Source organism: Campylobacter jejuni, from assembly GCF_001457695.1.
GTDB classification, from domain to species: domain Bacteria; phylum Campylobacterota; class Campylobacteria; order Campylobacterales; family Campylobacteraceae; genus Campylobacter_D; species Campylobacter_D jejuni.
Window position 1 is genome coordinate 1361131 of sequence record NZ_LN831025.1, and the last position, 24830, is coordinate 1385960.

The 24830-nt window shown below is 30.2% G+C and carries 19 protein-coding genes; 15 read left to right on the top strand and 4 right to left on the bottom strand.

The window, feature by feature from the left end:
• Nucleotides 1–11: 11 nt before the first annotated feature.
• From AT682_RS06950 to pseE, 15 genes are read left to right on the top strand one after another with little or no spacing between them, the layout of a single operon-like run.
• Nucleotides 12–731, top strand: a complete 720-nt coding sequence (locus AT682_RS06950; RefSeq protein WP_016818178.1) for a class I SAM-dependent methyltransferase — start codon at nucleotides 12–14, stop codon at nucleotides 729–731.
• On the top strand, nucleotides 728–1435 hold the full coding sequence (locus AT682_RS06955) for a class I SAM-dependent methyltransferase (protein ID WP_014516834.1): 708 nt from the start codon (nucleotides 728–730) through the stop codon (nucleotides 1433–1435). The genes AT682_RS06950 and AT682_RS06955 overlap by 4 nt, the downstream gene beginning before the upstream one ends.
• On the top strand, nucleotides 1428–2393 hold the full coding sequence (locus AT682_RS06960) for a GNAT family N-acetyltransferase (RefSeq protein WP_002811468.1): 966 nt from the start codon (nucleotides 1428–1430) through the stop codon (nucleotides 2391–2393). Before AT682_RS06955 ends, AT682_RS06960 begins: the two co-directional genes overlap by 8 nt.
• A 30-nt stretch (nucleotides 2394–2423) precedes the next feature.
• Complete coding sequence (locus tag AT682_RS06965; protein ID WP_002882566.1) at nucleotides 2424–3545, top strand: N-acetyl sugar amidotransferase; 1122 nt, start codon at nucleotides 2424–2426, stop codon at nucleotides 3543–3545.
• A 17-nt stretch (nucleotides 3546–3562) separates the two neighbouring features.
• A complete protein-coding gene (locus tag AT682_RS06970; RefSeq protein WP_002882567.1) occupies nucleotides 3563–4237 on the top strand; it encodes a class I SAM-dependent methyltransferase in 675 nt (224 codons plus the stop codon).
• 39 nt (nucleotides 4238–4276) lie between these two features.
• Nucleotides 4277–5281 (top strand): N,N'-diacetyllegionaminate synthase, encoded by a 1005-nt coding sequence (gene legI, locus AT682_RS06975; protein ID WP_002807490.1) that lies wholly within the window; start codon nucleotides 4277–4279, stop codon nucleotides 5279–5281.
• Nucleotides 5274–6428 carry a GDP-N,N'-diacetylbacillosamine 2-epimerase (hydrolyzing) gene (gene legG / locus AT682_RS06980; RefSeq protein ID WP_002811473.1) on the top strand — a complete coding sequence of 385 codons (1155 nt, stop codon included), beginning with the start codon at nucleotides 5274–5276 and terminating at the stop codon, nucleotides 6426–6428. Before legI ends, legG begins: the two co-directional genes overlap by 8 nt.
• A gap of 8 nt (nucleotides 6429–6436) precedes the next feature.
• Nucleotides 6437–7462, top strand: coding sequence for a nucleotidyltransferase family protein (locus AT682_RS06985; RefSeq protein WP_002811475.1), 1026 nt, complete (start codon nucleotides 6437–6439; stop codon nucleotides 7460–7462).
• Nucleotides 7459–8364, top strand: coding sequence for an L-glutamine-D-fructose-6-phosphate isomerase subunit (ptmF, locus tag AT682_RS06990; protein WP_002882571.1), 906 nt, complete (start codon nucleotides 7459–7461; stop codon nucleotides 8362–8364). The genes AT682_RS06985 and ptmF overlap by 4 nt, the downstream gene beginning before the upstream one ends.
• A complete protein-coding gene (gene legF / locus AT682_RS06995; RefSeq protein ID WP_002840071.1) occupies nucleotides 8357–9064 on the top strand; it encodes a CMP-N,N'-diacetyllegionaminic acid synthase in 708 nt (235 codons plus the stop codon). Before ptmF ends, legF begins: the two co-directional genes overlap by 8 nt.
• Entirely contained in the window at nucleotides 9064–9834 is a 771-nt protein-coding gene (ptmA, locus tag AT682_RS07000; RefSeq protein ID WP_002882575.1) for a flagellin modification protein PtmA, read from the top strand. The genes legF and ptmA overlap by 1 nt, the downstream gene beginning before the upstream one ends.
• Entirely contained in the window at nucleotides 9834–11774 is a 1941-nt protein-coding gene (locus tag AT682_RS07005; RefSeq protein ID WP_016818177.1) for a motility associated factor glycosyltransferase family protein, read from the top strand. Before ptmA ends, AT682_RS07005 begins: the two co-directional genes overlap by 1 nt.
• On the top strand, nucleotides 11771–13630 hold the full coding sequence (locus AT682_RS07010) for a motility associated factor glycosyltransferase family protein (RefSeq protein WP_014516837.1): 1860 nt from the start codon (nucleotides 11771–11773) through the stop codon (nucleotides 13628–13630). The genes AT682_RS07005 and AT682_RS07010 overlap by 4 nt, the downstream gene beginning before the upstream one ends.
• A gap of 12 nt (nucleotides 13631–13642) precedes the next feature.
• Nucleotides 13643–15595, top strand: a complete 1953-nt coding sequence (locus AT682_RS07015; RefSeq protein WP_058207861.1) for a motility associated factor glycosyltransferase family protein — start codon at nucleotides 13643–13645, stop codon at nucleotides 15593–15595.
• On the top strand, nucleotides 15571–17481 hold the full coding sequence (gene pseE / locus AT682_RS07020; RefSeq protein WP_039333200.1) for a motility associated factor glycosyltransferase family protein: 1911 nt from the start codon (nucleotides 15571–15573) through the stop codon (nucleotides 17479–17481). Before AT682_RS07015 ends, pseE begins: the two co-directional genes overlap by 25 nt.
• 30 nt (nucleotides 17482–17511) lie before the next feature.
• Here the strand turns inward: pseE and AT682_RS07025 are convergent, their stop codons facing one another.
• From AT682_RS07025 to AT682_RS07040, 4 genes are all read right to left on the bottom strand, one after another.
• Complete coding sequence (locus AT682_RS07025; protein WP_058207862.1) at nucleotides 17512–19230, bottom strand: flagellin A; 1719 nt, start codon at nucleotides 19228–19230, stop codon at nucleotides 17512–17514.
• A 144-nt stretch (nucleotides 19231–19374) separates the two neighbouring features.
• Nucleotides 19375–21093 carry a flagellin A gene (locus AT682_RS07030; RefSeq protein WP_058207863.1) on the bottom strand — a complete coding sequence of 573 codons (1719 nt, stop codon included), beginning with the start codon at nucleotides 21091–21093 and terminating at the stop codon, nucleotides 19375–19377.
• Nucleotides 21094–21189: 96 nt separating this feature from the next.
• The gene (locus AT682_RS07035) at nucleotides 21190–23007 is read right to left on the bottom strand and encodes a motility associated factor glycosyltransferase family protein (protein WP_016818353.1); all 1818 of its coding nucleotides are present in this window, start codon (nucleotides 23005–23007) and stop codon (nucleotides 21190–21192) included.
• On the bottom strand, nucleotides 23007–24827 hold the full coding sequence (locus AT682_RS07040) for a motility associated factor glycosyltransferase family protein (protein WP_016818352.1): 1821 nt from the start codon (nucleotides 24825–24827) through the stop codon (nucleotides 23007–23009). Before AT682_RS07040 ends, AT682_RS07035 begins: the two co-directional genes overlap by 1 nt.
• Nucleotides 24828–24830 lie beyond the last annotated feature (3 nt).

Consider the following 24830-nt stretch of genomic DNA (forward strand, 5'->3'; position numbering starts at 1 on the left):
TGGGAGCGTTAATGAAAAAATATATTAGCAATGAAGAAATTTCAAACAATTTGGGAAGCAATGAAAAAATTTGGGAACAAATTTTTTCTAAAAAAGAATGGGGCAAGTATCCAAGTGAAAATGTTATAAGATTTATAGCAAGGAATTTTTATAATGTGCAAGATAGAAGTAAAATCAATATTTTAGAACTTGGTTTTGGAACAGGAGCTAATTTATGGTTTTGTGCAAAAGAAGGTTTTAGTGTAAGTGGTATAGAATGGAGCAAAACAGGATTAGAGCGTTTTAAAGCTCGTATGAAAGATGAGAATTTAAGTGATAAAATCAAGCAAATTGAACTGGGTGATTATATCGATAAATTAGATAGTTTTAAAGATGATAGTTTTGATGCGTGGATGGATAATTATTCCTTAGCTTACAATGATTTTGATAAAACTAAAAAGATTATAGACAAAGCGATGAAAAAACTCAAAAAAGGTGGGAAATTTCTTTCTGTAACTCCAAGTCTTTACAATGATGGTTTTGAAAAAGATGAGAGTTTGGGGTATCATTTAGTAAAACCTACAAGTGGAAGTGATGCTTGCACAGGTATTATAAGGTATTGTGATGAAAAAGATTTACGAAAACTTTATGAGAGTGCAACCTATAGTATTAGTGATATAAAAATTCACATACAAAAAAATTTAACCAAACAATTAAATGAACTTTTTATAGTTGAAGGATATAAAATATGAATATATGGGAACAAATTTTTTCTAAAAAAGAATGGGGCAAGTATCCAAGTGAAAATGTTATAAGATTTATAGCAAGGAATTTTTATAATGTGCAAGATAGAAGTAAAATCAATATTTTAGAACTTGGTTTTGGAACAGGAGCTAATTTATGGTTTTGTGCAAAAGAAGGTTTTAGTGTAAGTGGTATAGAATGGAGCAAAACAGGATTAGAGCGTTTTAAAGCTCGTATGAAAGATGAGAATTTAAGTGATAAAATCAAGCAAATTGAACTGGGTGATTATATCGATAAATTAGATAGTTTTAAAGATGATAGTTTTGATGCCATTATAGATGTGGCATCGCTTTGTTGCAACGATAGAGAAAAGTCAAAAAATATTTTCACAAAAGCCGTTAGAAAACTTAAAAAGGGTGGCAAGTTTTATTCTAGTGCTTTATCCAAGCAAGTTTTTGGATATGAAGCTGACAAAGGAGATTTTTTCGAGCCAAATCACGGAATTTACATCAAAATGGGTTCTTTGCGTTTTGATGATGAAAAAAGCTTAAAAGAACTTTATAAAGAATTAAAATGTATCAATTTTTATACCCAAACCTTAAAGGATAAGCAAAGTATCAAAGAAGAAATTTTAATCTTTGAAGGTGAAAAAAGCTCTACAGAAGCTATGGGGGGGGGGATTATCAAAAACAAGGCTTTGGAAAATGAGTAAAATTCTACTTGAAAAATTAGATGATCATTTCTTTTGTGATGATTTTGGCGAGGACATTTATTTTCAAAAAGAATATGCAAAATTTTATGGAAAAGTTTTTGAATTTGTTTATAAAGAAAATGGAAATTTTTTAAAAATTGTAGCCAATAAAAAAAGTATAAAGAATACTTCTTTTTTTGATTTGCAAAGTCCTTATGGGTATGGTGGAATTTATAGCAATAGCATGGATAAAGCCTTTTTAACGAGAGCTTTAGAGAATTTAAGACAGCGTGCTTTGAAGGAAAATATCGTTGCTTTTTTTATAAGATTTCATCCTTTTGATAAAAATTTAAGTTTTTATGAAAAAAAGCTTGATTTTTTCTTAAAAGAAAGAAAGATAGTCATAGTGCCAATCTATAAAAATTTAGAACAAATCAGAGCCAATTATAGTCCAAGAATAAAAACTTATGTGAAAAAAGCAAGAAAAGAACTTGAAATTTCAAAGGCAAAGGCAAGTGATGCTAAGGATTTTAAAAGACTTTACGATGAAACCATGAGAAGAAATCAAGCAGGTGAGTTTTATTTTTTTGATGATGATTATTTTAAAGAGCTTTTTAATTTTAAACAAAGCTTAATCTTAAAAGCAAGTTATAGGGGTGAAATTTTAGCCTATGCTAGTTTTTTCTTAGGTAAGAAATTTGCCTACTATCATCTTAGTGCAAATAAAAATGAAAAAAATGCCAATGCGGCTTTACTTGATTTTTCTTTTGAACTTTGTTTAAACAAAAATATTGATTTTATCCTACTTGGCGGTGGGGTGAAGGATGATGATAATTTGTTTTATTTTAAGCAAAAATTTTCAACACTTGAAAGCTTTTTTTACATAGGTGGGATAGTTTTTGATGTTTTAAATTATAAAAAATTTTGTAAAGATTATAAAAATAATTTTTTCCTCAAATACCGCAATGGGGGGGGGTAGTTATTTTTACAATCTTTATATGGAGTAAAAATGAAATATTGTGATTATTGTGTTATGCCAGATACCAGACCCGGACTTAAATTTTTTAAAGATGAAAATGGCAAAAATATATGCAGTGCTTGTGTTAATCATAAAAATAAAGAAAATATTGATTATAAAGCAAGATTTAAAGAGCTTGAAGCCTTATGCGATAAATACCGCAGAATGAATGGAAAATTTGAATATGATTGTGCTATTGCCGTAAGTGGAGGTAAAGATTCGCATTTTCAAGTGCATATCATGAAAGAAAAACTTGAAATGAATCCTATTCTTTTTAGCGTTGAAGATAATTTCACCATGACTGAAGCAGGTAAGAAAAATCTTAAAAATTTAAGTGAAACTTTTGGTTGTCATATCATTAGCTTAAAACCTGATATCAAAACTCAAAAAAAAGTTATGCTAAAAACCTTTGAAAAATATGGAAAACCCACTTGGTTTATTGATAGACTGATTTACAGCTATCCTTTTGCTATGGCTTTAAAATTTAATACACCTTTATTGGTTTATGGAGAAAATGTTAGTTATGAATATGGAGGTAGTGATACCGAAGAAACTCCTAGCGCCAAAGAAATATTTTTAAATGGTGTAGCTAGTGATTTAGATATAAATGAATTTATAGACGATGAAATCAAAGAAGAAAATTTGCAACTTTTTTTCAATCCAAGCAAAGATAAACTCGATAAACTTGATCCTATTTATCTGAGCTATTTTATAAAATGGAATTCTTACTCAAATTATATCTTTGCTAAAAGTCGTGGATTTAGCGATTTGCAAGATGAGTGGGATAGAAGTCATTGTGCAGAAAATTTTGATCAAGTTGATAGTATAGGCTATATCCTACACGCTTGGATGAAATATCCCAAATTTGGTCATGCTATGGCAAGTGATTATGCAGCTCGTTTTGTGCGCTATGGGCTTTTAAGCAGAAAAGAAGCCATTGAACTCGTGCAAAAAAGAGATCATAAGCTTGACAATAAATGTGTTGAAGATTTTTGCAACTTCATAGGTATTAGCAAAACCACATTTTGGAAAATAGTAGAAAAACACTATAATATGGATTTATTTTATAAAAATGATTTTGGAGAATTTAAATTAAAAAATAAATTACAATAAAAATATAAAGGAAAGAAATGCAAAACTCATTAGAAACTTATACAATGAAATATAATGAAAATGGATACGGATTACTTTTTCCAGATGCTCATGTAGTACGTTTTTATGAAAGAATTTTAAAATACAAACTAAATAAAATAAATGGAAATTTACTTGATTTTGGTTGTGGCAATGGTGTACATTCAGCGTATTTTCAAAGCAAAGGGTTTAAAACCTTCGGAATAGATATAGTTCCAAGTTTAAAAGAAATTTGGGAGCAAAATATTAGGGGGGGGGGATATTGTAAAATTATAGAACCAAATTCTAGTATCAAAGGACTTTTTGATGAAAATATGGATATCATCTTTGCAAATCAAAGTCTTTACTATATACCCTTAAAAGAACTTAAACAAAATATTTTAGAATTTTACGAACTTTTAAACACGGGTGGAATACTTTTTGCTACAATGATGAGCAAGAAAAATTATTATTTTTCCCACAGTCAAAAAGAAGAAAAAAATGGCTTGAGTAAAGTTGAAATTAATGGAAGATTAAATGAAACAAGCTTTATACATTTTATTGATAAAGCCCAAGATCTAGAAAATCTTTTTCAACCTTTTGAAACTTTATTTTTAGGAGATTATGATCCTATTAATTTTTATAATTTTGAAGGATCAGCACACCATTACATTTATGTAGGTATTAAAAAATAAAATTTTGCCTTTATTTTAAGGCAAAATAAAGGCAAAACTATGAAAAAAACTCTTATCATCGCAGAAGCAGGGGTTAATCACAATGGTGATTTAAATTTGGCTAAAAAGTTAATAGAAGTCGCAGCAGACTCAGGGGCTGATTTTGTTAAATTTCAAAGTTTTAAAGCCAAAAACTGCATCAGTATAAAGGCTAAAAAAGCACCCTATCAGCTTAAAACCACAGCTAGCGATGAGAGTCAACTTCAAATGGTGCAAAAACTTGAACTCGATCTTAAAGCTCACAAAGAGCTTATCTTGCACGCAAAAAAATGCAATATCGCCTTTCTTTCTACTCCTTTTGATCTTGAAAGTGTAGATCTTTTAAATGAGTTAGGCTTAAAAATCTTTAAAATTCCAAGCGGAGAAATCACCAATCTACCCTATCTTAAAAAAATTGCAAAACTTGATAAAAAAATCATACTTTCAACCGGCATGGCAAATTTAGGCGAGATAGAACAAGCTTTAAATGTGCTTTGCAAAAACGGTACTAAACGCCAAAACATCACTCTTTTACACTGCACTACAGAATACCCTGCCCCTTTTGATGAGGTCAATCTGAAAGCCATGCAAAGCTTAAAAGATGCTTTTAAACTTGATGTGGGCTATTCTGATCACACAAGGGGCATACACATTTCCCTAGCTGCGGTTGCCTTAGGAGCTTGTGTGATAGAAAAGCATTTTACCCTAGATAAAAATATGTCAGGACCTGATCATAAAGCAAGTTTAGAACCTCAAGAACTAAAAATGCTTTGCACCCAAATAAGACAAATACAAAAGGCAATGGGTGATGGCATAAAAAAAGCAAGTAAAAGCGAACAAAAAAATATCAACATAGTAAGAAAAAGTTTAGTCGCTAAAAAAGATATCCAAAAAGGAGAAATTTTTAACGAAGGAAATCTTACTACCAAACGCCCCGCAAATGGTATAAGTGCTATGAGATATGAAGAGTTTTTAGGTAAAATTGCTACTAAAAACTACAAAGAAGATGAGCTTATCCGTGAGTAAAAGAAAAATTTGTATAGTCAGTGCAACAAGGGCTGAATGGTATCTTTTAAGAAATTTATGTCATGAAATTCAAAACGATAAAGATCTAAGCCTTCAAATCATCGCTACAGGAGCACATTTAAGCCCTGAGTTTGGACTCACTTATAAAGAAATAGAAAAAGAATTTAAAATCACTAAGAAAATTCCTATCCTACTTGCAAATGATGATAAAATAAGCCTTTGCAAAAGCATGAGTTTAGCTTTTAGTGCTTTTAGCGATGCTTTTGAAGACTTAAAACCTGATATGGTGGTAATTTTAGGCGATCGTTATGAAATGCTTAGCGTAGCAAGTGTATGTCTTTTGATGCACATACCTTTAGTGCATTTATGTGGCGGGGAGCTTACTTTAGGGGCTATTGATGATAGTATAAGACACAGCATTTCAAAAATGTCACATTTACATTTTGTAAGTCATGAAATTTATAAAAAAAGGCTTTTGCAACTTGGAGAAGAAGAAAAAAGGGTTTTTAATATAGGTTCTTTAGCTTCTACTATCATAAAAAATATGAATTTTTTAAACAAAAAAGATTTAGAAAAAGCCTTAGAAATGAAACTAGATAAAGAACTTTACTTAATCACTTATCATCCTTTAACCTTAAATGTAAAAAATACTCAAAAAGAGATTAAAACCTTACTTAAAAAACTTGACACCCTTAAAAACGCAAGTTTGATTTTTACCAAAGCAAATGCCGATGAAAATGGACTTTTAATCAATGAAATTTTGCAAAATTACTGCCAAAAAAACTCACACAAGGCTAAACTTTTTGATAATCTTGGCTCACAAAAATACCTAAGTCTTATGAAAATAGCCAAAGCCATGATAGGCAATTCTTCAAGCGGTATTAGTGAAAGTCCTTTTTTTAAAACTCCTTGCATTAATATAGGCGATAGACAAAAAGGGCGTTTAAGAACTCAAAATATCATTGATTGCGAAATCAACGATCTTGATCAAGCTTTTGAAAAATTAGAAAGCAAAGAATTTAAACAAAATTTAAAAAATTTTAAAAACCCTTATGATAATGATAAAAATCCCAATAAATTCATAAAAACTTGCCTAAAAAATGCAAATTTAGATACAATTTTACATAAAAATTTCATCGATTTATAAGGCTTAGTGTGGATATAAACAAACTCAAACTCACCCCTGATTCAAGCATAGAAGAAGCTTTAAAAATAGTCGGGCAAGAACGCGTTAGACTAGGCATTATAGTTGATAAAAAGGATAAATTTTTAGGAGTCATTAGCGATTCAAACATCAGAAAAGCTTTAATTAGTGGCAAAACTTTAAAAGATAGTATCAAGGATATTTACACTAAAAATCCCATCACCATAAAAGAAAACACAAGCAAAGAACAGCTTTTAAAAATTTCTGCTAAAACCGATATTTATGATTTTCCTGTTTTAGATGAAAAAGGGCAAATTCTTTCCATAAAATCTGTCTCATCGCTCTTAAAAGCCAATCCAAACTCCATTATCATCATGGCTGGTGGCTTAGGCTCTCGCTTAAAAGAGCTGACTAAAGATACTCCAAAACCCATGCTAAAAGTAGGCAAAAAGCCTATTTTAGAAAGTATAGTCCAAAGGCTTAAAAATCAAAATTTTGAAAATTTTATCTTTTGTGTGAATTATAAAAAACAAATCATAGAAGATTATTTTCAAAAAGGGCAAAAATTTGGGGTTAAAATTTCTTATATTAAAGAGCGTAAAAAACTAGGCACAGCAGGAGCTTTAAGCCTTATAAAACAAGAATTTAAAGAAAGTTTTATCGTTATGAATGCAGACATTTTAACCGAGCTTGATTTTAATGATCTTTTAAAAGCGCATAAAAAATCAAAAGCTTTAATGAGCGTTTGCGTGCGTGAGTTTGAGCAACAAATTCCTTATGGAGTGATCACTCAAAAACAAGGTTTTATAGAAAATATAGAAGAAAAACCTACCCAAAAATTCCTAGTAAGTGCGGGGATTTATGTACTTGAAAATGAAATTTTAAATTTAATTGCTAAAAATGAATACCTAGATATGCCAGAACTCATCAAACTCGCTCTGCAAAAAGGTAAGGTAAATACCTATATCATCAATGATTATTGGATCGACATTGGAAGGCCAGATGAGTTTTTAAAAGCCAATGAGGATTTTAAATGAAAGTCTTAATCATAGGCTTTGGAAGCATAGGAAAAAAGCATTTTTTAGCCTTAAAAAATTTAAAGTATGAAGTAAGTTTGCTTTCTTTAAGTGCTAAAAAAGAAGAGTTTGAAAAAACTCAAATCTATCGTTCCTTAAAAGAATGTCATTTAAATGAATTTGATCTTTTTATCATCGCAAATATCACCACAGAGCATTTTAACACCTTAAAAGCTTTAAATGAGCTCGTAAAAGATAAAATCATACTCGTAGAAAAACCTTTATTTGAAAAGGTGCAAAATTTCACAAGCTCAAAAAATCACATTTATGTAGCGTATTTACTGCGTTTTCATCCTGTGATTGTAGCTTTAAAAAAACTTTTAAAAGGTGAAAAAATTTATTTTGCTAGTTTGGTTTGCAATTCTTATTTGCCCCATTGGAGGGCTTTAGACTACAGGCAAAATTACAGCGCTAAAAAAGAGCTAGGTGGTGGGGTTTTACTCGATCTTTCTCATGAAATCGATCTAGCCTTTTTTCTTTTTGGAAACTTAGAGCTTATATACTCCCAAAATGCTAAAATTTCAGAGCTTGACATAACAAGCGATGATTTTGCCTTTTTGGCTTTAAAAAATTCACAAGAAGCTAAAATTCATATAGAATTAGACTATTTTTCTAAATTTAACAAAAGAGAAATTACCATTCACACTTTAGAAAAAAGCTTTAAAGCCGATTTAATAAACAATAAAATCGAAATTTATCACAAAGATCAAAGTCAAAAAATCTTAAATTTTGAAAACGATACGATAAAAACCCTTCAAAATTTACATCAAGCAATCTCTGAAAAAGACAAAGAACTTTGCGATCTTAAGCAAGCTTTAAAAGTACTTGAACTTTGTGATGAAGTAAGGAAAAAAAATGGCTGAAATTTTATGCACCATTTGTGCTAGAGGTGGAAGTAAAGGCGTTAAAAACAAAAATATTAGAAAGATTAACGAACTTGAAATGATAGCTTATAGCATCATACAAGCTCAAAATTCAAAGCTTTTTAAACACATAGTCATAAGTACTGATAGTGATGAAATCGCAAGTGTAGCCCAAAAATACGATGCTGAAGTTTTTTTTAAAAGAGAAGCCCATCTTGCCAATGATCAGGCTGCAAAACTTCCTGTCATGCGTGATGCCTTGCTAAGAAGTGAAGAGCACTTTAAAACGCGTTTTGAAACTCTCATAGACTTAGATGCTTCAGCCCCGCTTCGCTCAAGCCTTGATATAAAAAAAGCTTATGAAAGTTTTGTTAAAAATGATAATTCCAATCTCATCACCGCAGTTCCTGCTAGACGCAATCCTTATTTTAACCTCGTAGAAATACAAAATAACAAGGTAGTAAAATCCAAAGAAGGAAATTTTACCACTCGCCAAAGTGCCCCAAAATGCTACGATATGAACGCTAGTATTTATATCTTTAAAAGGGATTATCTTTTAGAAAATGATAGTGTTTTTGGAGAAAAAACAGGGCTTTTTGTAATGGATGAAAGCACGGCTTTTGATATTGATAGCGAGCTTGATTTTAAAATCGTAGAGTTTTTAATCTCTTTAAAAAATTTATCTCCAAAGGATTTTTAATGCTTGAAAATAAGATCATCTTTGTAACAGGAGCTTGCGGACGCATAGGTAAAGCGCTTTGCAAAAAAATACTTCTTAGCAAAGGTATCCCTATACTCGCAGATATCAACAAAGAATGCTTAAATAAATTGCAAGAAAATTTAGAAACAAATTTTAAAACAAAACTTTTAAGCTTAGAACTTGACATCACCAAACAAGAAAGTTTACAAATTGCCCTTCAAAAAAGTCAAGAAAGATACGGCAAAATCGATGCTTTTGTTAACTCAAGCTATCCTTTTGGCAAAGATTGGGGTAAAACGCCTTATTATGAACTCAAATACGAACAAATTTGTGAAAGTTTAAATTTACATTTAGCAGGCTTTATGCTGGCTGCTCAAGAATTTGTGAAATTTTTTAAACAACAAGGCTATGGCAATATCATCAATCTTAGCTCCATCATGGGAGTTTATGCGCCAAAATTTGAAAACTATGAAGGCACTTCCATGCAAAGCTCTTTAGAATATAGCGTGATAAAAGCAGGGATTAACCACATGGGTACTTGGCTAGCTAAAGAGCTTTTTAATCAAAACATACGCGTTAATACCCTAGCAAGCGGGGGAATTTTAGACAATCAAAACGAACTTTTTTTAAAAGCTTATAGAAAATGTTGTGCGAGTAAAGGCATGTTAGATGCAGATGATATATGTGGAACTTTGGTGTTTTTGCTTAGTGATGAGAGTAGATTTATCACAGGGCAAACCTTAGTGGTAGATGATGGATGGGGCTTATGATGACCTTCACCCCTACTCAAAAAGAACTCTTTAACAAAAACATTGAGGCTTTAAGTAATATTCTTTTAAAAGAAAGTTTAAAAGAAATTAAATCAAGTAAATTTGAACTTATCTTAGGTAAAGATAATCTAGATATCAATCTAAAAGATACAAGTGATAATACTTTTCTTTATGAAAATGTTATTGATGAATTAAACTCTATGCTAAATACTTATAATGATAAATATCTACTTTATCCTGTATTATATTTTTATGGTTTTGGAAATGGAATTTTATTTAAAGCTTTATTGCAAAATAAAAATCATCAGCATATTGTTGTTTTTGAAAAAGATATAGAAATCATTTGGATCATGTTTCATATCTTAGATTTTTCAAATGAATTGCAAAATTCAAGATTGATGATTTTGCAAACAAGTTCTTTGGATATAGAATTTTTTTCTAATTTTTGCTCTAGCAAACCTTTCTTTCAATTTTCTAGAATTTATTTTTTAGAACTGATGAGTCATTATTATGAAAGATTTCATGAGGATGTTTTAGAATTGAATAAGAAATTAGCAGAAACTTTTAAATATTCTATTGTTTCTCATGGTAATGATCCTCTGGATGCTCTTCAAGGCATAGAGCAATTTGTTTATAACTTACCTCAAATGATCACTCATCCTAGTTATACAAAACTCCTTTCTAAAAGAAAAAATTTAAGTGATACAGCTATTATTGTTTCTACAGGACCATCTCTTACTAAACAACTTCCTTTGTTAAAAAAATATGCTAATAAAGCTACAATTTTTTGTGCCGATAGTGCTTATCCTATTTTGGCTAAACATGATATCAAGCCTGATTATGTTTGCATGCTTGAAAGAAGTGAATTTACGGCTGAATTTTTTAATCATGATTTTGGGGAATTTGATAGGGAGGTTTGTTTTATTATTAAATCTGTAGTACACCCTAATGCCATAAATTACCTAACCAAAAAAACCGATAATTTTACCCTAGTTTCAACCTATGCAAGTTTTATAAATTATTTAAAACTGGATCATTTTGGGTATTTTAATATGGGATTTAGCGTTGCACATATGGCTTGTTATCTTTCTTTGCATTTAAAACATAAAAACATCATTTTCATAGGACAGGATTTAGCCTATGCAAAAAATGGTAATTCTCATCCTGATGATTATCAAAACTCAGCCACCTATGAAAGTAAGGCGCATGAACCTATTTTAACTAAGGCTTATGGGGGGAAAGGAGAAGTTAAAACTCATCATGTTTGGCTTATGTTTAAACAAAATTTAGAACAAGACATAGAAAAAATACAAAAATATTTAGATACTAAAGTTTACAACTGCACCGAAGGGGGAGCAAGGATAAAAGGAGCCATAGAAAAACCTTTTCTTTGGGCTTGTGAGAATTTACTTGATAAAGATTTAAATAAACCTTTTGAAAAATTAGAACCTTTAAGTTTAAATAAACAAAATGAGTTTTTACTTAAGGCTTATTATAAAGTTTATCAAAGTATTAAGCATTGTAGAGATTTTAACGATAATTTTATTAAAGTTTATGATAAAATAAAAAACTCTTTTATGAGTTTACAAAATTCTCAAAAAAATGAAATTTTTATTCAAGAAATTATTCAAGATATAGACAAAACCAAAACTCAAATAGATGAACTTTACAATACTCAAAAAGATTTGATACAAATTTTAGGTCCTTTACTGACACAATTTGAACTTAATCTTGCTAGAATTTATGTTTTAAATCCTAAAACCAAAGAAGATGCTTTTAATAAAAGTATTCTTTGGATAAAAGAACATTTAGAATTTATGGAATTAGTTTATGGACATATTAAAGCACAAGAAAATGCTTTGATTAAAAATATACTTCCTTTAGAAGAAAAACTTAAAGAAAGAAAATTAGATAAATGGATGGAAAGGGTGAGAAGGTGAGAGAAGAGCTTTTTTTAAAAAATACTCAAGCTTTGTTTGAGGTCGATGAGTTGTTAGCTTGTAGACTGAGATCACTTAAATACTTAACTTTTGCACTTATCCAAGATGAAAATGGAATAAATTTTAAAAAAGATGATATTTTTCTTTATGAAAATCCCAATAAAGAGCTTTTGGAAAACCTTACTCTGTTTAAAACCGAATATAACAAATATCCTGTTTTGTTTTTTTATGGCTTTGGAAATGGAATGTTTTATAAAACTTTATGTAAAAACAAACAACATAAACACATTATCATTTTTGAAGACAATCTTGAAATTTTAACTTTAGCTTTTCATTTATTTGATTTTAGCGAAGAATTAAAAAAAGAACAACTAATACTTTTTTATACTCCAAATATTAATACAGCACAACTCACCACACTTTTTACTTATGAAATCATTCAAAAAAGTGTAAAAATTTTTAATCTTTTCATCCATAGTGATTTTTATCAAAATTTCCAAAATACACAAATACAAAATACAAATGCCCAGCTCATAGAAATGATACGATTTATCGTTTTAAACAAAGGTAATGATCCGCATGATTCTTTAGTTGGAATCAAACATACCCTAGACAATCTCCCTAAAATGTTAAATCATGGAATTTTTCAAGAATTTCTCAAAGAAAGAAGAGCTAAGGTTAAAAATGCTATCATTGTTTCTACAGGACCATCTCTTACTAAACAACTTCCTTTATTAAAAAAGTATGCTAATAAAGCTACGATTTTTTGTGCAGATAGTGCTTATGTTATCCTTGGAAAATACGGTATAAAGCCTGATTATGTTTGCATGCTAGAACGTGATGATATAGTTTCTAAATGTTTTGATAATGATTTTGGCGATTTTAACAAAGGCATACTTTTTATACTTGCTTCTGTAGTTCATAAAGAAGTATTAGATTTTTTAGAAAAAGATCAAAGAACTTATATGCTTGTACATCGCCCTTTAAATTTTGCAGCTAGTTTAAAACTTGATGAATATGGATATCTTGGAGTAGGACACAGTGTTTCAAATATGATCTATGAACTAGCCGGAGCCTTAAGATTTGAAAATATCATTTTTATAGGACAAGATTTAGCTTATAGCGAGGATGGAAGTTCACATCCTAAAGAGCATATACATGGAAGTCAAGGTGAAGAAATCAGAGGAGAAAAATATACACTAGCTTATGGAGGAAAAGGCAAAGTAAGAACTCAACTCACTTGGAATTTATTTCGTCAAGCTTTTGAAAAAGATATATTTTGGGCAAAAGAAAAACTCAATATCACCACCTACAACTGCACCGAAGGTGGAGCAAGAATAGAAGGAACTATAGAAAAACCTTTTTTATGGGCTTGTGAGAATTTACTTGATAAAGATTTAGATAAACCTTTTGATTTTCCAAATTTTCTAGATAAAAAACTAGCCGAAAATAAACTAGAAAAAACAAAAAAATATCTCCAAAAAAGCATTTTAGAATCTAAAGAATTTATAAAAAAAACTCAAACTCAGCTTCAAAAGCTTAGATACACTTTAGAAAAAAATGACAAAGATTTTCAAACTCTTGAAAAAATCAAAAATGATCTTTTAAATCTTTTTAAAGAATTTAAAAAACTCAAGCTTTTTAATGAACTTTGTCAAGCTATTTATTTTCATAACGAATGCGAAATTTTAAAATTTGAAGTTTTAAACATAAATAAGCAAAAAGAAAATTTAATAGACTTTTTGAAAATACAACACAATTGGTTTATCCAAGGTTTAGGATACCTTGATGCTCAAAACCAAACCATAGAAAAAAGTTTAGAAAATTGGAATTTTGACGATATAGCTAAAAAATAATTAGGATTTCCAATGACCTTCACCCCTACCCAAAAAGAACTCTTTAACAAAAACATTGAGGCTTTAGGTAATATTCTTTTAAAAGAAAGTTTAAAAGAAATCAAGTCTAGTAAATTTGAACTTATCTTAGGTAAAGATAATCTAGATATCAATTTAAAAGATACAAGTATAAAAAATAATGGGGGGGGGTATAATGAAAATTTACTTTATCAAGATCCCATTAAAGAGTTGCAAGCTATGTTAAACACTTACAACGACAAATACCTACTTTATCCTGTATTGTATTTTTATGGTTTTGGAAATGGAGTTTTATTTAAAGCTTTATTACAAAATAAAAATCATCAGCATATTGTTGTTTTTGAAAAAGATATAGAAATCATTTGGATCATGTTTCATATCTTAGATTTTTCAAATGAATTGCAAAGTGCAAGATTGATGATTTTGGAAAATGATAAATTACAAACTCAAGATTATAATGAACTTTGTTCTTTTAAACCTTTCTTTCAATTTTCTAGAATTTATTTTTTAGAATTAATGAGTCATTATTATGAAAGATTTCATGAAGATGTTTTGGAGTTAAATAAAAAGCTAGTACAGTATTTTAAAGATTCTATTATTTCTCATGGTAATGATTCAACAGATACTCTTCAAGGCATAGAACAATTTGTTTATAACTTACCTCAAATGATCACTCATCCTAGTTATAAAGAATTACTTTCTAAAAGAAAAAATTTAAGTGATACAGCTATTATTGTTTCTACAGGACCATCTCTTACTAAACAACTTCCTTTGTTAAAAAAATATGCTAATACAGCTACGATTTTTTGTGCAGATTCTTCTTATCCTATTTTAGCTAAACATGATATCAAGCCTGATTATGTACTTTCTTTAGAAAGGATTCCTTTAACTTCTGAATTTTTTAATAATGATTTTGGGGAATTTGATAGGGATGTTTTGTTTGTTTGTGTAAGTTGGGTCTATCCACAAACTATAAAATATCTTCAAAAAAATAATAGAAATTTCATGCTTATTTCAAGACCTTCTGATTTCATTAAAAATATTAATTTTCATCAATATGGCTATGTAGGCTATGGGCCAAGCGTTGCACATATGGCTTATGAATTTGCAACTCATCTAAACTATAAAAATATCATTTTCATAGGACAAGATTTAGCTTATGCTAAAGATGGATTTTCTCATACCAAAGATTATAGCAATCTTGATAAACATGAAGGACATTTTCAAAGAGATAAGGGAAAATTTCAATGTCTAGCCTATGGAGGCAACGGAAAGGTTGAAAGTTCAGGAATTTGGACTATGTTTAGATTCTCTTTGCAAAATACCATTTCAAGAAATATTATTTCAACCACCTACAACTGCACCGAAGGTGGAGCAAGGATAGAAGGAACTATAGAAAAACCTTTTTTATGGGCTTGTGAGAATTTACTTGATAAAGATTTAAATAAACCTTTTGAAAAATTAGAACCTTTAAGTTTAAATAAACAAAATGAGTTTTTACTTAAGGCTTATTATAAAGTTTATCAAAGTATTAAGCATTGTAGAGATTTTAATAAAATTCTAAGTAATGATTTTGAAAATATACAAAGTATATATTTGAGTTTAAATGAAAAAGAAGAGGATATCAATTTAGCTATTGAAAAAATAGATGAGTTTAAAAACAAACTTGAAGATATAAAACAAATGCAAGATTTGTATGATATCTTGCAATCTTTATTCATACAATTTGAACTTAATCTTGCTAGAATTTATGTTTTAAATCCTAAAACCAAAGAAGATGCTTTTAATAAAAGTATTCTTTGGATAAAAGAACATTTAGAATTTATGGAATTAGTTTATGGACATATTAAAGCACAAGAAAATGCTTTGATTAAAAATATACTTCCTTTAGAAGAAAAACTTAAAGAAAGAAAATTAGATAAATGGATGGAAAGGGTGAGAAGGTGAGAAAAAAGGAAATTAATTTTGAAAAAAATATCAAAGCTTTAAGTGGCTCTGAGTATGATAATCTACGCAAAAAGCTTCAAGATCTTAAAGAACTTAAACATTTTAGTTTTACCCAAGGAAAAGATAATCTTGATATCAATATCATCAAAAAAAGAAATTTAAAAAAAATGTATCAAGATCCCATCAAAGAACTTGAAAAAAATTTAGAATATTTTAAAGATTTTACACGCTATCCTGTGCTTTTTTTTTATGGTTTTGGAAATGGAATTTTATATAAAATTCTACTTCAAAATCAAGCACTTAAAAGAATAATCATCTTTGAAAAAGAATTAGAACTTATCTTTTTGGCTTTAAATTTCATAGATTTTAGCAAAGATTTAAGCTTAGGGCGACTCATTATTTTACATCATGATGATATTAATCTTCCTAAAATGGATAAAGTTTTTCGTTTGATAGGGGATTTGTTTTATCGTTCTTATAACCTACACATTGCTAATGATTTTTATGAACACTATAAAGAAGATATTTTAAAACTTAATAAACTCAATATGCAAATCATCAAAAATCACAATCTTATGCGTGGAAATGATCCTAAAGATGCCATGCAAGGTATAGAACAATTTGTTTATAATCTTCCTGAAATGATTACCCATCCTAGTTATAAAGAATTACTTTCTAAAAGAAAGGGTATAAGTGATACAGCTATCATTGTTTCTACAGGACCATCTCTTACTAAACAACTTCCTTTGTTAAAAAAATATGCTAATAAAGCTACAATTTTTTGTGCGGATTCTTCTTATCCTATTTTAGCTAAACATGGTATAAAGCCTGATTATGTTTGCATGTTGGAACGCGATGAAATAGTAGCTGAATGTTTTAATAATGATTTTGGGGAATTGGATAAAGATATTATTTTTTTAATTGCTTCCTTGGTGCATAAAAAAACCATTTCTTATCTTGAAAAAAATCAAAGAAAATACATTTTAATTATAAAAGGCCAGCCTTTTGCTAGATACTTGGAACTAGACGATTATGGATATATTAACGCGGGTATGAGTGTATCTCATATGGCTTACGAACTGGCTGAAAATTTAGGACATAAAAACATCATTCTCATAGGTCAGGATTTAGCTTATGCCAAAGATGGACAAACACACTCTCAAGGTTTTATCCATGCTAATTTACATAATGGAGACTATGAAAGGGACTTAGATAGATTTAGCACTACAGCTTATGGAGGAAATGGAAAAGTTCAAAGTTCTGAAATTTGGACACTTTTTAGACAAATTTTTGAAAATTTCATTGCTTTTAGCAAAAGTAAAACTTATAATTGCACCGAAGGAGGTGCTAGAATAGAAAGCGCTATAGAAAAACCTTTTAAAGAACTTTGTGAAGATTTACTCGAAAATAAAAAAGATAAAAAATTTAAAAAATTACAAGTTTTAAATACTAAAGAACAAGTAAAACTCGGATTAAAAATCTATCAAAAAATCAAAAAAAATATGAATCTATCCTTGAATTTTAAAAAAGAGTGTAAAAAAGTTCAAAAACAAATTCACAATCTTACCCATGGAAAAAACAAGCTCTCTCTTGAACAAATAAATCAAAATATAGACAAAATCAAAGAAAAACTTTCAAATAAAAAATATCTCTTTTTGCAAGAAATTTTAGGCCCTACTTTACATCATGAACAAAGTATATTAACGCCTTTATATCTTAAAAATATCAAAGATGAATCTGATAAACAAAATAAACTTTTTGCTTGGGTTTATGCGCACGAAGCTTTGATGGAAAATATCATAGAACTTTTAGAAGCTCAAGATAAAAGACTTAAAATCGCTATTTTACCTTTGCAAGACTTCTTAGAAAAGAAAAAAGCACTTTAAAAGCTTAGATGCATAAAAGCATCTAAGAAATTATTGAAGAAGTTTTAAAACATTTTGCTGCACTGCATTAGCCTGACTCATAGCATAAGAACCTGACTGTGCAAGGATGTTATATTTAGAAAAATTTGCACTTTCAGCTGCAAAATCTACATCTCTTATGGTTGATTCGGCTGCTTTAACATTTACCTGAGTTACAGTGATGTTGTTTATAGTCACTTGAAGTTGATTTTGCACTGAACCAATGTCGGCTCTGATTTGATCAAGATTTGTTGTAGCTGTTTCAGCTATATCCATCACAGCCATAGCACCTTTAAGTGTAGTTACACCTGCTGTTTCATCTTTTACTCCAAAAGCAGTTGTTTTCATAGTTGCAAACTGAGAAAGATTTGATCCTGATGAAAAACCTGAACCTGCAGAAACATTATATACCTTAGAAAGTTGCGAAGCAGCTGAAATAGTTGTTGCATTAGCAGTAAGTACAGCAGAATAATTTTTGGTACTACCTACAGAATAACCTGAACCTGCCGAAAATCCACTTCCTGCAGCACTCATATAAGCACTGACAGAAGAATAAGCTAACACAACTCCTTTGTTTACAGAACCAAATCCCATAGCATCAGCGATATTAGCATCAAATCTTCCTTTTGATTCTCTTAAAGAAACAGAAGCTTGAGAGATAAATTGAGTTGTGCCAAAGCCTGCAGAAGAAAGACTGTTACCGCTGATTAAAATATCTTTACCATCATTTTTAACTAAAGACAAGCGGCCATAGTTTTCTTTCATATCAGTATTGATAAAGGCACCTCCACCTATATTACCATCGATTTTAATCCCTCTTCCTTCTCTTGAGCTAAGCAAAAGCTGTCCATTAGCATCGATTGAAGCTTCAACTCCAGTGGTATCTTTAACCGAATTGATTGCAGCAACTAAGGCTCCATTAGCATCACCATCTTTGTAATCTACTTGACCAATTTTTACCCCATTGATAGCAAAATCATCTGAAGTAGTTCCTGCTCTAACTGCAGCCATACCTCTAGTTTCTACTGTAAAAGTAGCTCTAACACCGGTTTGATCAGCACTTTTATTGATCTCTTCAGCTAAAGCTCCAAGTCCTGTTCCAACTGAAGTTGAAATCACAACTTTTTGAAACTTAAAATCATCTATACCATTGTAATTTTTAAGAGTAAATTGCACTTCACCACTAGATGAAATTCTTCCTCCTGTTTCAAAGCGTGTTAAACCTATCTTAGAAGATTGAGTTGCTCCTATGGTAGCTTTTACAGTTTGATTTGAACTAGCACCGATTTGAAATTCTTGATTGATAAAATTTCCACTTAAAAGTTGTTTACCGTTAAATGAAGTAGTATTTGCGATATTATCAAGTTCTTCCATTAAACGGTTGATATCTGCTTGAAGCATGGTTCTTGTTTTTAAACTTTGTCCATCTTGAGCTGCTTGAGTTGCCTTAGTTTTAATTGTATCTAAGATTTTAAGTTGCTCATCCATAGCCTTATCAGCAGTTTGTAAGATACCTATAGCATCATTACCATTGTTGATAGCTTGACCTAAAGTGGCTGCTTGTGAACGCAAAGAATCTGCTATCGCCATCCCTGAAGCATCATCTGCTGCGGAGTTGATTCTAAGACCTGAACTAAGTCTGCTTAAAGACTTATCCAGTTCTCTAGCATTAACAACTGAATTTGCATGTGCGTTTAATGCACCGATGTTGGTGTTTATCCTAAAACCCATTTTAAATCCTTTCAAAATATTGCATCGAAAAGATTAAAGCAAAAAGTGTTCCAAGTTTTAGTTTAATTAAAAATTTTAGAGTTTAAAATAAAAAAGCCTAGCATTAAACTAGGCTTTGATTTGTATATATTACAGCTTTTTAAACTACTGTAGTAATCTTAAAACATTTTGTTGAACAGAATTAGCCTGTGCCATGGCATAAGAGCCGCTTTGAGCTAAGATATTTGCTTTAGAGTAGTTTGCACTCTCGGCTGCAAAGTCTACATCACGGATTTGCGATTCTGCTGCTTTAACATTTACCTGAGTTACAGTGATGTTGTTTATAGTTGATGTAACTTGATTTTGCACCGAACCAATGTCGGCTCTGATTTGATCAAGATTTGTTGTAGCTGTTTCAGCTATATCCATCACAGCCATAGCACCTTTAAGTGTAGTTACACCTGCTGTTTCATCTTTTACTCCAAAAGCAGTTGTTTTCATAGTTGCAAACTGAGAAAGATTTGATCCTGATGAAAAACCTGAACCTGCAGAAACATTATATACCTTAGAAAGTTGCGAAGCAGCTGAAATAGTTATTGTATTAGCAGAAAGTATAGCAGAATAATTTTTGGTACTACCTACAGAATAACCTGAACCTGCCGAAAATCCACTTCCTGCAGCACTCATATAAGCACTGACAGAAGAATAAGCTAACACAACTCCTTTGTTTACAGAACCAAATCCCATAGCATCAGCGATATTAGCATCAATTTGTCCTTTTGATTCTCTTAAAGAAACAGAAGCTTGAGAGATAAATTGAGTTGTGCCAAAGCCTGCAGAAGAAAGACTGTTACCGCTGATTAAAATATCTTTACCATCATTTTTAACTAAAGACAAGCGGCCATAGTTTTCTTTCATATCAGTATTGATAAAGGCACCTCCACCTATATTACCTTCGATTTTAATCCCTCTTCCTTCTCTTGAGCTAAGCAAAAGTTGTCCATTAGCATCGATTGAAGCTTCAACTCCAGTGGTATCTTTAACCGAATTGATTGCAGCAACTAAGGCTCCATTAGCATCACCATCTTTGTAATCTACTTGACCAATTTTTACCCCATTGATAGCAAAATCATCTGAAGTAGTTCCTGCTCTAACTGCAGCCATACCTCTAGTTTCTACTGTAAAAGTAGCTCTAACACCGGTTTGATCAGCACTTTTATTGATCTCTTCAGCTAAAGCTCCAAGTCCTGTTCCAACTGAAGTTGAAATCACAACTTTTTGAAACTTAAAATCATCTATACCATTGTAATTTTTAAGAGTAAATTGCACTTCACCACTAGATGAAATTCTTCCTCCTGTTTCAAAGCGTGTTAAACCTATCTTAGAAGATTGAGTTGCTCCTATGGTAGCTTTTACAGTTTGATTTGAACTAGCACCGATTTGAAATTCTTGATTGATAAAATTTCCACTTAAAAGTTGTTTACCGTTAAATGAAGTAGTATTTGCGATATTATCAAGTTCTTCCATTAAACGGTTGATATCTGCTTGAAGCATGGTTCTTGTTTTTAAACTTTGTCCATCTTGAGCTGCTTGAGTTGCCTTAGTTTTAATTGTATCTAAGATTTTAAGTTGCTCATCCATAGCCTTATCAGCAGTTTGTAAGATACCTATAGCATCATTACCATTGTTGATAGCTTGACCTAAAGTGGCTGCTTGTGAACGCAAAGAATCTGCTATCGCCATCCCTGAAGCATCATCTGCTGCGGAGTTGATTCTAAGACCTGAACTAAGTCTACTTAAAGAAGCATCTAAACTTTTACTATTTAAATCAGCGTTTGCTTTAGCATTTAAAGCTGCAACATTGGTGTTAATACGAAATCCCATTTTAAATCCTTTTAAAAAAATTCAAGCTCATCCATGAACTTGTTAAATACCATATCGTGCAATCAAAAAAATATTTTATACTTTAGCAATAAAATTTCATACTTTTGACAAAGACTTGTATTTTTGTTCTAATTTTTCTATAAAATAAAGCAACCATTCATGGTAAGCTTTGATGTAAGCTGTGATGAAATGCGTTTTATCTTGTATATGAAGTTTTAATACATCGGAAATTAATTTTCCACGATAAGCAAAGGCTCCTCTTAAAGTTTCATCCTGTATAAACTCATCTGTATCTAAAGAGTGATTGAAATTTTCTATGTTTTGATAGACTTTTTCTAAAAATTCTAAAGGTAAAAGAAAATCTTTACTGAGTATATTTTCTAAAATTTGTTTTAAAGCTAAAGCATCATTTAAAAATCTTTTAGCATTTTCTTGATCTTTTTGTATTTTTTCTTTGAATTTAACTAGGAGTTTATCACTTCTGTTTGGGGTTAAACTTTTTGGAATATCAAATTTGGGTTTTTCTTTTGTAAGGAGTTTTTCACAACATTCTTTAAAGGAAAGTTCCTCAGTAAAATGAATCCTTGCTCCACCTTCAGTGGCATTGTAAAATTTAGCTTCTTTGCTGTTGCAAGCAAAAAGGTATTCAAGCTTTATGCGATAATCATTCCAAGTTATATGGGTTAAAACTTCTCCTTTGCCTGCATAGGCTTGGGTTTTTAAGGTAGGCACAGTTTTTTCTCCGCTAAATTGCTCGCCATAACTAAAACCTTTTGAGTGTGAATTTCCTTTTTCATCAAAGGCTAAATCTTGTCCTATCAGGATGATATTTTTAAATCCTAAAGCCAAAGCTAAAGTATAAGAAAAATGACTCACATGAGTACCTGTATCGATATAGCCAAAGTCATTAAGATTGAAGCGTTGATAAAGAGCTTTATTTCTTAAAATAATCATACAATTTTCAGCCTTTAAACTACGCGCGACATTAGGATGTGTAGCACACTCAAGAGTAATAATGCTTTGTTTTAAATTTTCTTTATTTTGAAAAAATTTCATTGCTAGATCAGTAAAATCTAAATTCGTCACATAATCAGGCACGATGCCTTCTTTTTCAAGCATGCTTAAAGCCCCATCAGCACAAAAGATCACTGCTTTTTCTTGATAAGCTTTAAGTAAAGGAAGTTGTTTAGCTAAGCTTGGTCCTGCAGAAACTACTATAGCATTTTCAAATTGGTTTTTTCTTTGGCTTAAGATTCTTTGAAAAGGAATGCTTTCAAGCATGGAAGGGATGTTTTGTAAAAATTGTCCGTGTGTCAGTAAAGGTAAAAAACATGTAATATCTGCATTTCTTATCGCTACACTTGCACTTTTAATACAAAGTTCATTCAAAGATAAAATAGAAGTTTCATAGTATTTAAGATAATAATGCGAGCTAATAAACATTTCATACAAGCTTAGATGCTCTAAAATGCTTTGTTGATCAAAAATCATAGCAATATGAATTTCCACATCCTTGACTGCTGCATCAAACAATATCACTTGATAAGTTTTTAGCTCTTCACTCAAATCTAGCACACTTAAAGCCAGGATGAAAAGTTCTATTTCGCTTTCAAATACAAAAAGATGTTTATAGTGTTTAGCTAAATTTTTAATCAGTAAAGCATTGCCTATACCATAAATACATATAAAAGGATATCTAGGAGTTTTTTCTAAAATACTTTGATAGAAAAAATTTAATTCTTCTTCTAAGTTTTCATACATGAAAATATTATGAGTTTTATCAAAGATATTTAAATTTTCATCTATATTAAAATGAGAACAAGTTTTATTTTGTATGAAATTTAAAAGTTTATTTCCTAAGGGTTCATTTACTCCACTTAATAAAGCTTGTATGTTTTTTTCTAGTAGGCTCATTAGCTTTCCTTAAAAGAATTGATAATAATATTTATTCTTTGCTCTAATTTTTCTATAAAATAAAGCAACCATTCATCATAAGCCTTGATATAAGCGCTGATGAAACTAGCATGATCTAAAATATTTTCTTTATAAACTAAGCTTATCCTAAGTCCTCGTTCATAAATCACTGCTTTTAAAATACCATCCTGTATAAACTCATCTGTATCTAAAGAGTGATTGAAATTTTCTATATTTTGATAAACTTTTTCTAAAAATTCCAAAGGCAAGATAAAATCTTTACTGAGTATGTTTTCTAAAATTTGTTTTAAAGCTAAGGCATCGTTTAAAAATCTTTTAGCATTTTCTTGATCTTTTTGTATTTTTTCTTTGAATTTAACTAGGAGTTTATCACTTCTATTTTTAGTTAAACTTTTTGGAAGTTCAAACTTGGGTTTAAATTTTGTAAGGAGTTTGTCACAACATTCTTTAAAGGAAAGTTCTTCAGTAAAATTAATCCTTGCTCCACCTTCAGTAGCATTGTAAAATTTAGCTTCTTTACTGTTGCAAGCAAAAAGATATTCAAGCTTTATGCGATAATCATTCCAAGCAATATGAGTTAAAACTTCACCTTTGCCTGCATAGGCGGTGACTTGTAAAGTTGGTAAATTAAGAGTATGGTCTATCCTTTCACCCAAAGCAAAACCTTTTGAGTGTGAATTTCCTTTTTCATCAAAAGCTAAATCTTGTCCTATCATGATAATATTTTTAAATCCTAAAGCCAAAGCTAAGGTATAAGAAAAATGACTTACATGAGTACCTGTATCAATATAGCCAAAGTCATTAAGATTGAAGCGTTGGTATAAAGGATCATCTCTTAAAATCACACTTTTATTATCTAGTACACGAACCAAACTAGGATGCGTGGCGCATGAAAGCATATTTAAAGAAGTTTTATTTTCTTTATTTTGAAAAAATCTTAAAGGCAAGTCTTCAAAGTCAATATTTAAAACATAATCAGGTATTATGCCTTCTTTTTCAAGCATGCTTAAAGCCCCATCAGCACAAAAGATCACTGCTTTATCTTGATAAGCTTTAAGTAAAGGAAGTTGTTTAGCTAAACTAGGTCCTGCAGAAACTACTATAGCATTTTCAAATTTGTTTTTTCTTTCACTTAAGATTCTTTGAAAAGGAATGCTTTCAAGCATAGAAGGGATGTTTTGTAAAAGATGAGAATAACACTCAAAACCGATACATAAACTAGAATTTAAATTTCTTATCACAACTTTTATATTTTTCTCGCAAAGCTCATCTGCTTTATGCCAGACATCCTCATAAAACTTTTTATAATAAACATTATTCACAAACATCTCATACAAACTTAAGTACTCAAACATATCTTTCATATCAAAAAGTATAAGCAGTTGAATATCTACTCTTTCTTCTTCGATATCCACAAGATAAATTTTTCCACTACAAAGCTCTTCACTCAAATCTAGCACACTTAAAGCCAGGATGAAAAGTTCTATTTCGCTTTCAAATACAAAAAGATGTTTATAGTGTTTAGCTAAATTTTTAATCAGTAAAGCATTGCCTATACCATAAATACATATAAAAGGATATCTAGGAGTTTTTTCTAAAATACTTTGATAGAAAAAATTTAATTCTTCTTCTAAGTTTTCATACATGAAAATATTATGAGTTTTATCAAAGATATTTAAATTTTCATCTATATTAAAATGAGAACAAGTTTTATTTTGTATGAAATTTAAAAGTTTATTTCCTAAGGGTTCATTTACTCCACTTAATAAAGCTTGTATGTTTTTTTCTAGTAGGGTCATTAG